General features: G+C 75.8%; 10 protein-coding genes. 7 read left to right on the top strand and 3 right to left on the bottom strand.

Annotated elements, in window-relative coordinates; translation table 11 throughout:
• Positions 1–265: 265 nt before the first annotated feature.
• Both MUU72_RS07345 and MUU72_RS07340 read left to right on the top strand, forming a co-directional pair.
• The gene (locus MUU72_RS07345; protein ID WP_248012470.1) at positions 266–577 is read left to right on the top strand and encodes a chorismate mutase; all 312 of its coding nucleotides are present in this window, start codon (positions 266–268) and stop codon (positions 575–577) included.
• A gap of 845 nt (positions 578–1,422) precedes the next feature.
• Entirely contained in the window at positions 1,423–2,511 is a 1,089-nt protein-coding gene (locus tag MUU72_RS07340; protein WP_248012314.1) for an LAETG motif-containing sortase-dependent surface protein, read from the top strand.
• A gap of 61 nt (positions 2,512–2,572) precedes the next feature.
• On the opposite strand, the gene MUU72_RS07335 is transcribed toward MUU72_RS07340, so the two are convergent.
• The 3 genes from MUU72_RS07335 to MUU72_RS07325 all read right to left on the bottom strand — a co-directional run bounded on the left by MUU72_RS07335 (position 2,573) and on the right by MUU72_RS07325 (position 8,283).
• On the bottom strand, positions 2,573–4,438 hold the full coding sequence (locus MUU72_RS07335) for a GMC oxidoreductase (protein ID WP_308403789.1): 1,866 nt from the start codon (positions 4,436–4,438) through the stop codon (positions 2,573–2,575).
• 85 nt (positions 4,439–4,523) lie between these two features.
• Complete coding sequence (locus MUU72_RS07330; protein WP_248012313.1) at positions 4,524–6,182, bottom strand: succinic semialdehyde dehydrogenase; 1,659 nt, start codon at positions 6,180–6,182, stop codon at positions 4,524–4,526.
• Positions 6,183–6,372: 190 nt separating this feature from the next.
• On the bottom strand, positions 6,373–8,283 hold the full coding sequence (locus MUU72_RS07325) for a serine/threonine-protein kinase (protein ID WP_248012312.1): 1,911 nt from the start codon (positions 8,281–8,283) through the stop codon (positions 6,373–6,375).
• A gap of 190 nt (positions 8,284–8,473) precedes the next feature.
• Between MUU72_RS07325 and kilB the strand changes: the two genes are divergently transcribed.
• The 5 genes from kilB to MUU72_RS07300 all read left to right on the top strand — a co-directional run bounded on the left by kilB (position 8,474) and on the right by MUU72_RS07300 (position 13,953).
• Positions 8,474–8,944, top strand: coding sequence for a plasmid transfer protein KilB (gene kilB, locus MUU72_RS07320; RefSeq protein WP_248012311.1), 471 nt, complete (start codon positions 8,474–8,476; stop codon positions 8,942–8,944).
• A 185-nt stretch (positions 8,945–9,129) separates the two neighbouring features.
• Positions 9,130–10,104, top strand: coding sequence for a hypothetical protein (locus MUU72_RS07315; protein WP_248012310.1), 975 nt, complete (start codon positions 9,130–9,132; stop codon positions 10,102–10,104).
• A gap of 61 nt (positions 10,105–10,165) precedes the next feature.
• Positions 10,166–11,383 carry a helix-turn-helix domain-containing protein gene (locus MUU72_RS07310; RefSeq protein ID WP_248012309.1) on the top strand — a complete coding sequence of 406 codons (1,218 nt, stop codon included), beginning with the start codon at positions 10,166–10,168 and terminating at the stop codon, positions 11,381–11,383.
• A gap of 645 nt (positions 11,384–12,028) precedes the next feature.
• Positions 12,029–12,691, top strand: a complete 663-nt coding sequence (locus tag MUU72_RS07305) for a response regulator (RefSeq protein WP_248012308.1) — start codon at positions 12,029–12,031, stop codon at positions 12,689–12,691.
• The gene (locus MUU72_RS07300) at positions 12,691–13,953 is read left to right on the top strand and encodes a sensor histidine kinase (protein WP_372503031.1); all 1,263 of its coding nucleotides are present in this window, start codon (positions 12,691–12,693) and stop codon (positions 13,951–13,953) included. The genes MUU72_RS07305 and MUU72_RS07300 overlap by 1 nt, the downstream gene beginning before the upstream one ends.
• The last annotated feature ends 21 nt before the right edge of the window (positions 13,954–13,974 follow it).

Raw genomic sequence — 13,974 nt, 5'->3', positions numbered from 1 at the left:
TTCGGCGGCCTTCCGGCGGTGTGGAGCGGGGGTTGGACTTTCGATTCTAACGGGCTCATACTTGGCGCCATGTCCAAGCAGCTGACCTTCGTCTTTACCTATGGCACCGGCCCGTCCGGCTGCCATGGTCACGCTTGCTTGATCTGACGAGCGACTTCCCCAGGCGCCCCGGGCCGATGACGGTCCGGGGCGCCTGTGTCTGTCCGGGACCGCCAGTGGTCCGGCGGAGCTCTCGGGGCCCTACCCCAGGAGAACGGAAATGGACATGACGAGCGACACCGCCCAGCAGCCCCGCACCGCCGCCGCCCCGGACACCGGCGCGCGCACCCCGGAGGCAGCCGGTGCGATCCAGGACGCCCGGCGCCGGATCGACGATCTCGACGGCCGGATCATCGGGCTGGTGCAGGAGCGGATGGCGGTCTCCGCGGTCATCCAGCGCGAGCGGATCGCCTCCGGCGGGCGCCGGGTGAACCTCTCCCGGGAGATGGAGATCCTCGGCCACTACCGCGACCAGCTCGGGCGGCCGGGCACCGCGCTGGCGATGACGCTGCTGGAGCTGTGCCGGGGCCGGGTCTGACGCCCGGCGCACGCCGGAGCGCGCGGCCGGATCCGTGCGGTGTTTCCGTGGGGGCGCGGCTGGATCTGAGTTCGGGTGCCCTCTCACCCGTACGGCGCGTGACCGGGTTCGGAGAGGGGTCGTTGTTCCCGGTGCCACGCCAGCCAGGCGCGGCCTGCAGGACTACGCGTAGACGCCGCCCCTCGGGCGGAACGCCGGAGCGATGAGACGTCCGGCCGCCGGCAGCGGCCGCCGTCGTGGGACCTCGTTCCGGTCCGTGACCGGTCAGCAGGGGACAGCAGCCCGGTCACACCGATGGGGTGGTCGGTCCTGGGGACGCCCGGGACCGACCGCATCCGGTCGAAACGGTTGCGCCAGGTGAGGCGCATCCAGGACGATGCTTGACGAACCGCAGACCGCCTCCGGTACGGACCTTTGCCGTGCGCGCCATTGGTCCACACCAGAAGCGGCGGCGGGCACCGCGCACCACCCCGTACGACCCGCACCACCCATGAGCCAGCGGCGCTACCCCCCCCCCAGCGCCGCCCGTCGGTGCCGGCGCTGCCCTGACGCCGGCACCGAAAGCCAAGGGCCCCGTGGCCTCCGCGTCCCCCCTCGCGGAGGAGTCCCGGGGCCCTTCGCTGTGCGTGGGTGGCGGCACCTTTGCGGCGCCATTGCGGTGCCTGTGGGGCGGCTGTGAAAGGTGTGAGCGGGATCACGGCGATCTTTTCGGTTGAGTGAACAACCTTTTTCGGCCATCGGTGGTCACGTACCTGACATCGCACGGCCATACCGCGCCCCACCGCGACGGCCCGCGCCCCTGGTGCCGCGTTCCCGCGGCACTCGGTTCCCGAGAGGTCTTCTGGATGAAGCTCCGCCGTGCCCTGACGGCCGTCGCCGCGACGGCCGTCATCGCCCCCGCCGCCCTCCTGGCGGCCCCCGCCGCGTACGCGACCGGCCCCGGCGCCGAGACCGCGACCACCGCCCCGACGCCGCAGGCCCCCGGCCCGGACGGGAACGGCGGCACCACCTCCGCGCCGGACGCGCCCCCGGCCGCCGGCGAGCCGACGCCGGCCGGTGACACCGGAGCCGCGAGCGGCAGCACCACCGGCGGCGCCGGCCCGACCGCGCCGTCCACCGCGAGCCCCTCCGCCACGCCCGGTCCGTCCGTCGCGCCGACCCCGCCGGGCGGTACGACCGCACCCGGCTCCCCGTCGGCCACCGCGCCCTCGGACGGCGAGGACGACTGCACCATCGACGACGCGTCGCTGAAGACCGAGGTGCGCAACCTGCCCTCGAAGCTGGTCGCCGGCGCCGGCTGGTCGCGCTTCACCGTCGCGCTGACCAACACCACCGACCGGAAGCTGGACGAGGTCTACCCGTTCATCCTGGCGGTGCCGCTGGAGCCGCTGGACGGCGGCGACCACCGCGCCGAGTCGACGCTGCACCTGGAGTACCTGGACCCGGACACCGGCAAGTGGACCGCGTTCGGTGAGTGGACCGACGGCGACTACTTCGGCTGGTTCGAGCTGGACCCGCACGAGACCGCCGAGCTGACGATGCGGATCAGCGCGGACAAGTCCGCGAAGTCCGGTGACGGGTTCGCGCTGGTCGCGGGCGACTACTACAACGCGGACGGCTCCTGCGGCTCGTCGGCGGAGCAGTGGTACGACTTCGCGATCCTGGCGGCCGGCAGCAAGCCGGGCCAGGTCCCGCCGGCCAAGCCCGGCAAGCCGGGCAACAAGCCCGGGCCGCAGGGCGGCGCCAAGCCGGTCACCCCGGCCAAGCCCAAGGAGGACCTGGCCAAGCTGCCGGTGACCGGCAACCTCGCCGAGACCGGTGCCTCGTCCGCCCTGCCGACGATCGCGATGATCGGCGGCGTGGCCATGGTGGTCGGCGCCGGGGCGATCTTCGCCGTCCGCCGCCGCAAGGCCACCGGGGGCGCGGCCGCGTAACCGGCGCCCCGCACGGCAGCGAGGAGGGCCGCGTCCCCTGGGGGCGCGGCCCTTCCCCGTCTCACCCCTGCCGGTCCTTCTTCGGCACCGGCGGGACGGGCAGGAGCGGCAGGCGGAGCGCGCCGAACGCCCCCTCCGGGACCGCCGGGCGGACCGGCGCGACCGGCTCGACCCGCGCGTACGGCTGCCCGGGGGCCGGCCGCGGGTCCGGCTCGCCCTTGTTGGGCCACAGGGACATCGCGCGTTCGGCCTGGGCGGTGATGGTCAGGGACGGGTTGACGCCGAGGTTGGCGGAGACCGCGGAGCCGTCGACGACCGAGATGCCCGGGTGGCCGTGGAGGCGGTGGTAGGGGTCGATGACGCCGTGGTCGGCGTCCGCGCCGATCGGGCAGCCGCCGAGGAAGTGCGCGGTGAGCGGGGTGCCCATCAGCTCGCCGACGTTGCTGCCGGCGAATCCGTTGATCTCCCGGGCCAGCAGGGTGGCGGCCTCGGTGGCCTCGGGGATCTGGGTGGGGTTGGGGGCGCCGTGGCCCTGCCGGGCGGTGAGCAGGCCCTTGCCCGGGCCGCGCGGACGCCGGTAGGTGGTGAGGGAGTTGTCCAGGGACTGCATCACCAGGCCGATGATGGTCCGCTCGGACCAGCGGCGGTTGGACAGCGAGCGGAGCGCCGGCAGCGGGTGGCGGACCACGTTGGCGACCCAGCCCAGGACCCGGCCGGCCGGGCGGTACGGCACCTGGAGGATGGTCAGGCCGCCCATGGCGTTGGAGCCCCGGCCGTAGCGGACCGGTTCGATGTGGGTGTTCTCGTCGGGGTGGATGGACGAGGTGATCGCCACGCCCCTGGTGAAGTCGGCCCGGTCGGCGCCGTGCCGCTTGCGGTAGCGCCGGTCGGTGGTCTGCGCGCCCACCAGCGCCTCGGAGTTGGTGCGGGTCAGCGCGCCGAGGCGGTCGGAGAGGAGCGGCAGCAGTCCGGTGTCCTTCATGCGGTGCAGCAGCGTCTGGGTGCCGTAGGTGCCGGCGGCCAGCACCACCTTGGGGGCGGTGAAGGTGCGGCCGGCGCCCTTCCTCCGGTTGTCGGTCGGCAGGGTGCGCACCGCGAAACCGCCGCGGGAGTCCTCGGTGACGGCGACGACCGAGGTCATCGGGTGGATCACGGCGCCGGCCCGTTCGGCGAGGTGGAGGTAGTTCTCGGTGAGGGTGTTCTTCGCGCCGTGCCGGCAGCCGGTCATGCACTCACCGCACTCGGTGCACGCCCGGCGGGCGGGGCCGGCGCCGCCGAAGTAGGGGTCGGGGACCTCCGCGCCCGGTTCCGCCCGGACCGTGCCGCCGGCGTCCTCGCCGTCGCCGAAGAACACCCCGACCGGCGCCAGGTGGAAGGAGTCGCCGACGCCCATGGCCTGCGCGGTGGCCTTCAGGTGCACGTCGGAGGGGGTCATGGTGGGGTTCAGCCGGACGCCGAGCATCCGGCGGGCCTGGTCGTAGTACGGCGCCAGCTCCTGCTGCCAGTCGGTGATGTCGCGCCACTGGGGGTCGTCGAAGAACGCCTTGGGCGGGACGTAGAGGGTGTTGGCGTAGTTGAGCGAACCGCCGCCGACGCCGGCGCCGGCCAGCACCATGACGTTGCCCAGCAGGTGGATGCGCTGGATGCCGTAGAGGCCGAGGGCCGGGGCCCACAGGTAGTTCTTCAGGTCCCAGGAGTTCTTGGGGAGGGTCGCGCGGGTGAAGCGGCGGCCGGCTTCCAGGACGCCGACGCGGTAGCCCTTCTCGGTCAGGCGGAGGGCGGAGACGGAGCCGCCGAAGCCGGAGCCGATGACGAGGACGTCGTAGTCGTAGTCGTGGGAGCGCCGTTCGCCGGGCGGGGGGCCGGCGGGCTGCGCCTCGGGGGGCTCGCCGGGCGCGGTGGGCTGGGCTGTGTGGTCCTGTGGCACCGGTACCTCCGTATCCGTATGCGGGGCGCCGCCCCGGGCCGGAGGGGCTGGCCGGCGCGCCCGGGGCGGGCTGGCTTGCCGGGGTTCAGCGCAGGCGCAGGGCCTTCATGGCGCGCAGGCTGCGGGTCATGAAGGCGGCGTACTTCTCGTCGTCCATGCCGAAAGCCGGGGCCAGGGGCATCAGGCGCTGCTGGGCGACGGTCTGGGCCTCGGTGTACTTGAGGATGCCCTCGGAGCCGTGCCGCCGGCCCAGGCCCGAATCGCCCATCCCGCCCATCGGGGACTGCACGCTGCCGTAGCCGGCCGCGTACGCCTCGTTGACGTTGACCGTGCCGGTGCGCAGGCGGGCCGCGACGGCCCGGCCGCGCCGGCCGTCCTTCGTCCAGACGCTGGCATTCAGGCCGTACGGCGTGGCGTTGGCGCGGGCCACCGCCTCGTCCTCGTCGCGGAAGCGGTAGACCGAGACGACCGGGCCGAAGGTCTCCTCCTCGCACACGGCCATCGGGGCCTCCACACCGTCCAGGATGGTCGGCTCGTAGAAGAGCGGGCCGATGTCCGGGCGGGGGCGGCCGCCGGCGAGCACCCGGGCGCCCTTGGCGACCGCCTCCTCGACGTGCCGGGTGACGGTCTCCAGCTGGCGCGCGCCGACCAGGGAGCCCATGTCGGCCCCGTAGGCGAGGGCGTTGCCCAGCCGCATGGCCTTGGTGCGGGCGGCGAACCGCGTAAGGAACGCGTCCGCGACGGACTCGTGGACGTAGAGCCGCTCGATGGAGATGCACAGCTGGCCCGCGGAGGAGAAGCAGCCCCGCACGGCGCCCGCGGCGGCCTTCTCCACGTCGGCGTCGTGCAGCACCAGCATGGCGTTCTTGCCGCCGAGTTCGAGGGAGACGCCGACGAGGCGGGCGGCGGCGCCCCGGGCGACCTCGCGACCGGTGCGGGTCGAGCCGGTGAACGAGACGTAGTCGGCGTGCCGGACGACCTCCGGGCCGACGACCGGGCCCTCGCCGATCACCACCTGCCAGACGTCCTCCGGGAGCCCGGCCTCGATCAGCTGCTCGCGGGCCCACAGGGCGGTCAGCGCGGTCTCCGTGTCGGGCTTCATGACGACGGCGTTGCCCGCGGCGAAGGCCGGCAGGGCGTCGCCGACGGTCAGCTCGAAGGGGTAGTTCCAGGGGGCGATCTGGCCCACCACACCGCGCGGCTGGCGGAGTTCGGTGACCTTGGTCAGGGTCGGGACGACACCGGTGTGGCCCTTGGGGCGGAGGTAGGCGGGTGCCTTGCGGCCGTAGTGGCGGGCGGCGACCGCGACGGCCTGCACCTCCTCGTGGGCGTGCAGCCGGGCCTTGCCGGTCTCCAGCTGGATCAGGTCCAGCACCTCGGCCTGGCGGCGCAGGATCAGGTCGTGGAAGCGGAGCAGGACCGCGGCGCGCTGCCGGACCGGGACCCTCGCCCAGCGCTGCTGCGCGGCGCGGGCCCGCTCGAAGGCGCGGGCGACGTCCTCGGGGGTGGACTCGGGCAGGTCGGCCAGCTTCTCGCCGGTGAACGGGGTGTGGTTGGCGGTCCGGCCGGAACCGACCACGTCCCGGGTGAGGCGGGCGGCGACCTCCGGGCTCACCACGTCGGCGGCGGTGCGGGTGCCCGGCGCGGCGAGCACGACCGGATTGCCTCCGGCGGGGGCGGCGGGCGCGGCGGGGGCCTGGGGGGCGGGGGCGGTGGGCGTTCCGGTGTCCTGCGAGTCCGTCATGCGGGCGAGCGTATGCGTCCGCAGGCGCTTTGTGTACCCGGGAGTAACAGGTTTTCACGCGCTGCGCACAATCGCGCCAGTGTCCGCTGGCCGTAACGGCGCCGGCCTGGGCGGACGGTGCCGTGGGCGGCGGTCCGGGGCCGGGGCGGGGCGGGCCGGGTGCCCCGCGGGCGGACCGGGGGCCGGCCGTTCACCGCCCGGACAGTGCGAAGGTCTGCACCGCGGTGTCGAACTGCCGCGCGGCGTCCGCCCGGGAGGCGACCGGGGAGGAGACCCAGACGTCCATCATCCGGCCGCCCTCGTTCCAGCTGAGGTCGTAGGTGTAGCGGGCGCCGGCGTCCCGGGCGCTGCCGTCCCAGACGAACTCCCAGCGGCCGGCCCGGAGGCCGTTGTGGGTGGTCTCGACGACCTGGCCGCCGCGGTAACCGGGGTAGCTCTTCGGCCCGTTGGCGTCCGCGGTGCGCATCGCGCCGAGCGGCCCCTCGGGCACCGGCTGCTGGAGCTGCACGCCGATCCGGAAGCGTCTGCCCTCGGAGGAGTAGTAGACCCGGGAGTTCTCGTAGGACCGGGTGAAGCCGGTGGGGACGGCCATGCGGAAGCCGGCCGGGTCGTCCACGAGGCGGTAGCCGGGCGGGGCCTGCCGGCCGTCCCCCGGGGCGGCCGGTGCGGTCACCGTGACCGTGGGCGCGGGCGCCCCGGGGGCGACGCCCTGCGGGCCCCCCGGCCCCCGGGGCGGGCGCTGCCCCTTCCTGTGGGCGGTGGCCTGCGCGGACGTCCCCGGGTGCGCGGCGGCGGGGTCACCGGTGCCGCCGTCGCCGTTCCCGTGCGCCACGAGGACGGCGACGCCCGCCGCGGCACCGCCGAGGACGGCTACGGCGGCGGCGACCAGCAGCGCGGGGCGGGCCCGGCCACCGGTTGCGGGGGCGGGGGCCGCCGCGGGCCCGGGGGGCGCCTGGCCCGGCAACGCGGGAGCCGGCCCGCCGGGGAGGCCGGCGGCTGCCGGGCCGGAGAGGACCGGTGTACGGGCGGCGCGGAAGGGGTCGGTGGGAAGGAAGGGGGCCGCGGGAGAGGGGCGGGGCTCGTCCCCGGGTGCGGCGGCGGCCGCCTTGGCGAACGGGCCGCCCGGCGGTTCACCGGACGGGTCGTCCGGCGGGACACCGAACGGGCCGCCGTGCGGGGGCCGCGCGCCGGAGCGGCCCCCGGTGGGCTCCTCGGCGAACGGGTCCCGTACCGGGCCGCCACCCCGGAGGCCACCCCCGCCCGCACGGCGGTCCGCCCGTGCCGGGCCGCTCAGCAGCCGGTCGGCCGCGTCGAGGTCCAGCCGGCGCCGCGGATCGCGTTCCAGCAGCCCCCGCACCACGTCCGCCAACGGGCCGACGGCGGGCGGGAGTTCGAGGTCCTCGTAGACGACCGCGTGCAGGACCGCGGCCATCGAGTCCCGGCGGAACGGGGTCGTGCCGCTGAGCGCGGCGCACAGCAGCACCCCCAGCGACCACAGGTCGGCCTCCGGGCCGGCGGTCCGCCCGGCCATCCGCTCCGGCGCGGTGTACTCGGGCGAGCCGACGAAGCCGCCGGCGTCGGTCAGCGTCGTCGCACCGGGCAGCCGGGCGATCCCGAAGTCGGTCAGCACCACCCGCCGACCGCCGTCCTCCAGCAGCACATTGGCCGGTTTGAGGTCGCGGTGCAGGACACCGCGGGCGTGCGCGGCCCGCAGCGCGCCCAGCAGCGCGCGGCCGGTCCGGGCCGCCTCGTCCGGCGCCAGCGGCCCGCCGGAGGCCAGCCGGTCGGCCAGCGACTCCCCCTCGACCAGCTCCATCACGATCCACGGGCGGCCGTCCTGCTCGACCACGTCGTGCAGCACGATCACGTTCGGGTGCTTGATCTGCGCGACCGCCCGGGCCTCCCGCATCGCCCGGTCGCGCCGGACCCGCGCCCCGGGCCCGGCCGCCGCGTCGTCCAGGTTCAGCTCCTTCACGGCCACCTGGCGGCCGAGCAGTTCGTCCGTGGCCCGCCAGACCGTTCCCATACCGCCGCGGCCCAGCCGTATGCCCAGCCGGTACCGGCCACCGACCAGCCGGCCTTCTCCCCCGAAAATGCCCATGGCGCCATCTTGCCGCACCGCCCCCGGGCCGGCGGCAGCACCCTGTGCCGCCAACTCGGGGCACAGCGCCGCCTGTTGCCACCACCGGCACCCCGGTACGCGCAACGGGACGCCGCCAACACCCCTGTCCCCGGCACCCCGTTGGGGAAATGGCCGGAATCCGCCCTCCCCCTGTGATCCACTTCCTGTCATGGAGGCAGTCATAGGGAGCGTCGTCGCCGTCGTCGGGACCCTGCTCGGGTCCGCCGTCACCCACCACTTCCAGAGCCGGGCCGCCGACCGCAGCGAGCGGTTCGCCCGCGCGGAGCGGCTGCGGCAGGAGCGGATCGACGCCTACTGCGCGTACGCGGGCGCCCTGCTGGACTACCGGCGGGTCCTCGTCCACCGCTGGTTCGTGCTGCACGAGGACGAGCGCTGCGGCGAGGACACGCCGGAGCTGCGCGAGGAGGTCTACAAGAACCGCTACGCGGCCCAAGAGGCCATGTTCCGCGCCCAGATGGTGAGCGACGACCCGGAGGTCCTCGACCGCACCGAGCGGATCATGGCCGCGGTGACCGAGCTGCACTGGGCCGAGGACCGCGACGCCCTCACCGCACTGCGGGCGGCCACCCGGCAGGGCATCCGCGACTTCGTGGCGGCCACCGCCCGCCGCGTGCGGTGAACGGGCCGCGCCCGCACCCGGATCCGTCCGGCGCGGCCCCGTCCCGGGGCCCGCGTCTTGATCAACTCGCGACACACGGGGCGGAACCTCCCCCGGCCCTCCGCCCGTCCTTGACACAGTGAGGCTGCGGCGACGGCGGCGCGGCCGGCGGCGGTGCGGGACGCGGGACGGAACGGGGAACGGGCATGGCGATGCGGGACGGCGACGCACTGGACGTCCGTCCGCACCCCGGTCCCGCCCGCGCGGCCCCGCGGCACCACGGCGCCTACCACACCACCGCGTTCTTCCTCACCCTCTACGCGGCCGCGCTCGCCGCCTGGACGGTCTACGGGATCGTCCAGGGCGACGCCTCCCCGGTGGACTTCGCCGAGGGCCTGTTCAACCCGGGCGCCTCACCCGCCTCGCAGCTGGTCGGCCCGTACGAGTGGGGCTTCGCCGCCGCCTTCCTGGTGACCGCGGGCCTGGCGGCCGCGCACCGGCGGACGGCCCGCGGCGCCGCGCTGTTCTGCGGCTTCTTCCTGCTGGCGGTCTCCCTGCGCGAGGCGGTGGGGTTCACCGACGCCGCCTACCGCGACCAGTACGCCACCGATCCGCTCGGCGGCTGGGCGCTGGCCACCCGGGTGCTGGGCCTGGTCGTGGCGGTGGCGGTGCTCACCACGATGCTCCCGGCGGCGGAGGCCGGGCGGGCGGCCGCGTCCGGCCCCCGCGAGCGGCGGCTCTCCCGGATCTGCGGAGCGCTCCTCCTGGTGCTGGGCCTGGCCCGGCTCGCCTGGACCGTCCGGGACCTGTCGACGGCCGGTATGGACACGGCCCGCTACCTCCGCGGCGCGGTGGACGGCTCCGTCCTGGGCACCCTCAACCTCGCGGCGTCCGCCGAGTTCACCACCCTCGGCTCGGTGCTGGCCTGCGGCGTCCTGGGCGTACTGGCCCTGCGGGCCCGCCGCGACCTGCGGGGCGCGCTGCTGGTGTTCGCCTCCGTGGAGCTGTACCTCACCGTCCGCACGGTGGTCTGGCTGACCGTCACCGACTTCTTCAACCAGTCCTTCGAAACCCCCGAGGGCGCCCTCTCCATGACCACCACCGCGTACGGCCTGGCGGCCATGACGTCGGTGGTGGTGCTGGCGATGGGGCGGGTGGGTGGGGGTGGCGACGGTCCGTGATGCGGCGCCCCGGTGCGCACCGGCGTAGCGTGGTCGGTACGTCCGACTCGCGGGGGTGGCCATGGAGTTGTTCCACGAGGGGCCCGGCATCGGGGAGCGCATCGCCCGCTTGCGCGCGCGGCGCAGACTGACCCAGGAAGGGCTCGCCGAGCGCGCCGGGCTGTCCGTCGACATCGTGCGCAAGCTCGAACAGGGCGTCCGCCGCACGGCCCGGCTGACCACCCTCAACGCGCTGGCCCGCGCCCTGGACGTGGAGCCGTCCGCGCTGGTCGGCAAGCCCGCCACCTTCGAGGTGCGCGCCGACGGCGAGCAGCCGTCCGTGCTGGCGCTGCGCCAGGCCGTCTCCCCGGTGGCCGACCTGCTGGGGGAGGAACCGGACCCGGAGGATCCGCCGGACCTCGCGGCGCTGCGGTCCTCGCTGCGCTCGACGGAGCGCATCCGCCGGGAAGGCCGCATGGCCGAAATCGGCGCGCTGCTGCCGCAGTTGATCCGGGACGCCAAGGCGGTGGCGCACGCGTCCACCGGACCTGCTGCGGCCGCCGCCCAGTCCGTGCTGGCCGAGGCGTACCAGGTCGCGGCGACGACACTGACCGCGCTGGGCAAGGAGGACGCCGCCTTCACCGCGCTCGAACGGTCGATGGCGGCGGCGGCCAAGGGGGACGATCCCCATCTGGAGACCGTCGGCTTCTCCAGCCTCGCCTGGGTCCTGACCAAGCAGGGGCGGCTGGCGGACGCCGAACGCGTCGCGCTCCGTGCCGCCGATCGCATCGAGCCCGGATTCCGTTCCCCGCCGGTCGAGCTGGCGCTGTGGGGCGTCCTGCTGCTCCGGGCGGCCACCGCGGCCGTCCGGCTGGAGCGCCGGGACGCGGTACGGGAACTGCTCGCCCTGGCGGGCGCGGCGGCGGCCCGCCTCGGCACGGACCGGGTCGACTACGCGACACCGTTCGGCCCAACCAACCTGGGTGTGGCGACGGTCAACTTCCAGGTGGAGATGGAGGACACCGCGGAGGCGCTGCGCACCGCGCGCACCGTCCGGGACCTGCGGTCCCTGCCGCCCACCTGGCGGGCACGCTTCCATGTGGACCGGGCACTGGCCCTCGCGGACCTGGACCAGGACGACGCGGCGGTGGCGGCGCTGCTCACCGCCGAGGGCATCGCCCCGGAGTGGATGCGCTACCACGCGACGAGCCTGCGGCTGGTGTCCGAACTCCGCGGCCGGGAACGGCGCCGGGCCTCGCCGCTCACCGAGCTCGCCGGCCGCCTCGACCTGGACGCGTAGGGCGTTCCGCCCGTACGGGTGGCGGGTGGGACACGGCGTCCCAGGGGGCGCGCGAAGTGGCCCGGGGCGTCCTTGTCCGGACGGCCGGCCACTGCTGGAGCACGCCGATGCCGTCCTCGGCGATCCGGCGGCCGGGAGCGGGTCGCTGCGGTTCCTGTCCGCGCAACTGGGGGCGGCGCTGCGGGATGCCGTACGGGTCGCGGAGAGCCGGGGCGACCGGCCGGCGGGGTGCCGGTGCTCCGGGGAGGCACCACCGGAGGGCGCGGGGGGCGCGCAGGCCGGTGGGCCGGAAGACGGCGGCGGGGGCGGCGGCAGGGCCTCGTAGGCCCCCCGGGGCGGTGCGGGGGAGATCCCCCTCCTGACCGCCCCCGCACGCCGGTGACGGCCGCCGCGTGTGGGGGCCGCGGCGGCCGTCGATGTGAACTGCAACGCGTACCGGGCTTGTGGCCTCTTCAGTGGTGCAGCATGAGAACCACTCTGCCCGCGGGTCCGCCGCGCGGCATCGTCCGCAGGTCGGGGGCGTACCCCCGCCGGTCGGCGGGGTGCGGGGCCCTCCCACGAGGGGGGTCCGCGGCAGGGGACGGAGTCGCGCAGCGCCGGGCGGTTCCGGGCTCGGAACGGGTGCGATGGAGAAAGGGGCGGCCGGTGATCCGTGTCGCTGTGGTGGATGACGAGCGGCTGGTCAGATCGGGACTGCGGATGATCCTGGGGACCGCCCCGGACATCGAGATGGTCGCGGACTGCGGCGGCGCGGAGGCCGTGCAGACCGTACTGGACTGCGCGGCCGAGGTGGTCCTGCTCGACATCCGGATGCCGGACGTGGACGGGCTGACCGTGCTGCGCCGGCTGCGCGCCGCCCCGCGGCCGCCGGCCGTGGCGATGCTCACCACCTTCGACGCGCAGGAGTACCTCACCGCGGCGCTGCGGGCGGGCGCGGCGGGCTTCCTGCTCAAGGACTCCGACCCGGAGCAGCTGGTACGGGCGGTGCGGACGCTGGCGGCGGGCGGCAGCGTCCTGGACCCCGGGGTGACCCGGGCGGTCATCGGGGGCTATCTGACGGCCGAGGACCAGGCCGCCGCGGCCCGCGCGGTGAGCGGGCTGACGCCGCGCGAGGCGCAGGTGCTGGCGCTGCTCGGCGAGGGCCTGGGCAACGCGCAGATCGCCGGGCGGATGGGGCTGGCGCCCAGCACGGTCAAGGACCACGTGCGGGCGCTGCTGGGCAAGCTGGGCGGTATCAACCGCGTCCAGGCGGCGATCGTCGCCGACCGGGCGGGCCTGGTGCCGGGCGTCCCCGGGGGTGCCCGGTGATATCCGGCGGGGCCGCGGGCCGGCTCCCCGGCCGCGCGGCCCGGTGGCTGCTGTACGGCCGGCCGGCCCGGTGGCTGCGCCGGATCGGCCCGGTGGTGGTCCCGGCGCTGCTGGCGATCGCCGACGCGCTGCTCGTCAACGGCCTGGGCATGGCGCTGGAGCTGGCCGTCTCGGTGGTCGCGGCGACGGCCCTGCTGCTGCGCCGCCGGTGGCCGCTGGCGGTGTTCCTGGTGACCCTGCCGGGGCTCTACATCGGCTACATCTGGTTCGCGCCGATGATCGCCCTCTACACCCTCGCCGCGCTGCGGCCCGGCCGCGCCCGGCTGGGGGTCTGCGCGCTGCTGCTGGTCACCGCGCACTTCCTGCCGTACCCGATCTCCGACTTCGAGCCGACCGCCTACCGGGAGAACACCCTCGTCCTGATCGACGCCTGTGTGACCTCCGCGGCCCCGATAGCGCTCGGCCTGCTGGTGCGCACCCGCCGCGAACTGGCCGTCCGGGTCGAGGACCTGACCCGCAGCCTGCGCCGCGAGGACCGGCTGCTGGCCGAGCGGGTCAAGGCCACCGAACGGGCCCGGCTGGCCCGGGAGATGCACGACGTGGTGGCCCATCAGGTCAGCCTGATCAGCCTCCAGGCCGGCGCGCTCCAGATCAGCACGGCGGACGGGGCGGTGCGCGACGGGGCGCGGACCATCCGGGAGCTGTCGGTCCGCACCCTGGAGGAGCTGCGTCACATGGTCGGAGTGCTGCGGGCGGCCGGCGGCGACGCCCGGGAGGCCGGCGAACCGGCCCCGCAGCCCGGCCTGGACGACCTCCCCCGGCTGATCGAGCTGAGCGCGCTGGACGTCACGTACGAGGGGCCGGCGGCGCCGGAGCCGGCGGACGGCGGGGCGGCGGCCGCGGGCGGGCGGGCGCGCGGTGCCCGGACGGTGGAGCGGGCCGCCTACCGCACCGTCCAGGAGGCGCTCACCAACGTCCGCAAGCACGCCCCGGGGGCGCGGGTGCGGGTCCGCGTCGGCGCGGTCGCGCTGACCGCACCGGACGGCGCGGACCCGGCCGGGCGGGCACCGGACGGGCTGCGGGTGGAGGTGCGCAACGGGCCGCCGGACGCCGCGGCACCGGTGCCGGCGCTCCCCGGGGGCGGGCACGGGCTGGTGGGGCTGCGCGAGCGGGCGCAGAGCCTCGGCGGGACGCTGGAGGCGCGCCCCACGCCGGAGGGCGGCTTCGTCGTACGGGCGGAGTTCCCCTACGGGGCGGGGTGAGGGAGCGGGGGCGGCGGGCCG

Source organism: Streptomyces rhizoryzae (assembly GCF_023155275.1).
Taxonomy (GTDB): Bacteria; Actinomycetota; Actinomycetes; order Streptomycetales; family Streptomycetaceae; genus Streptomyces; species Streptomyces rhizoryzae.
The sequence above is the reverse complement of the archived record's forward strand: the minus strand, read 5'-3'. Positions and strand labels throughout refer to the sequence as shown.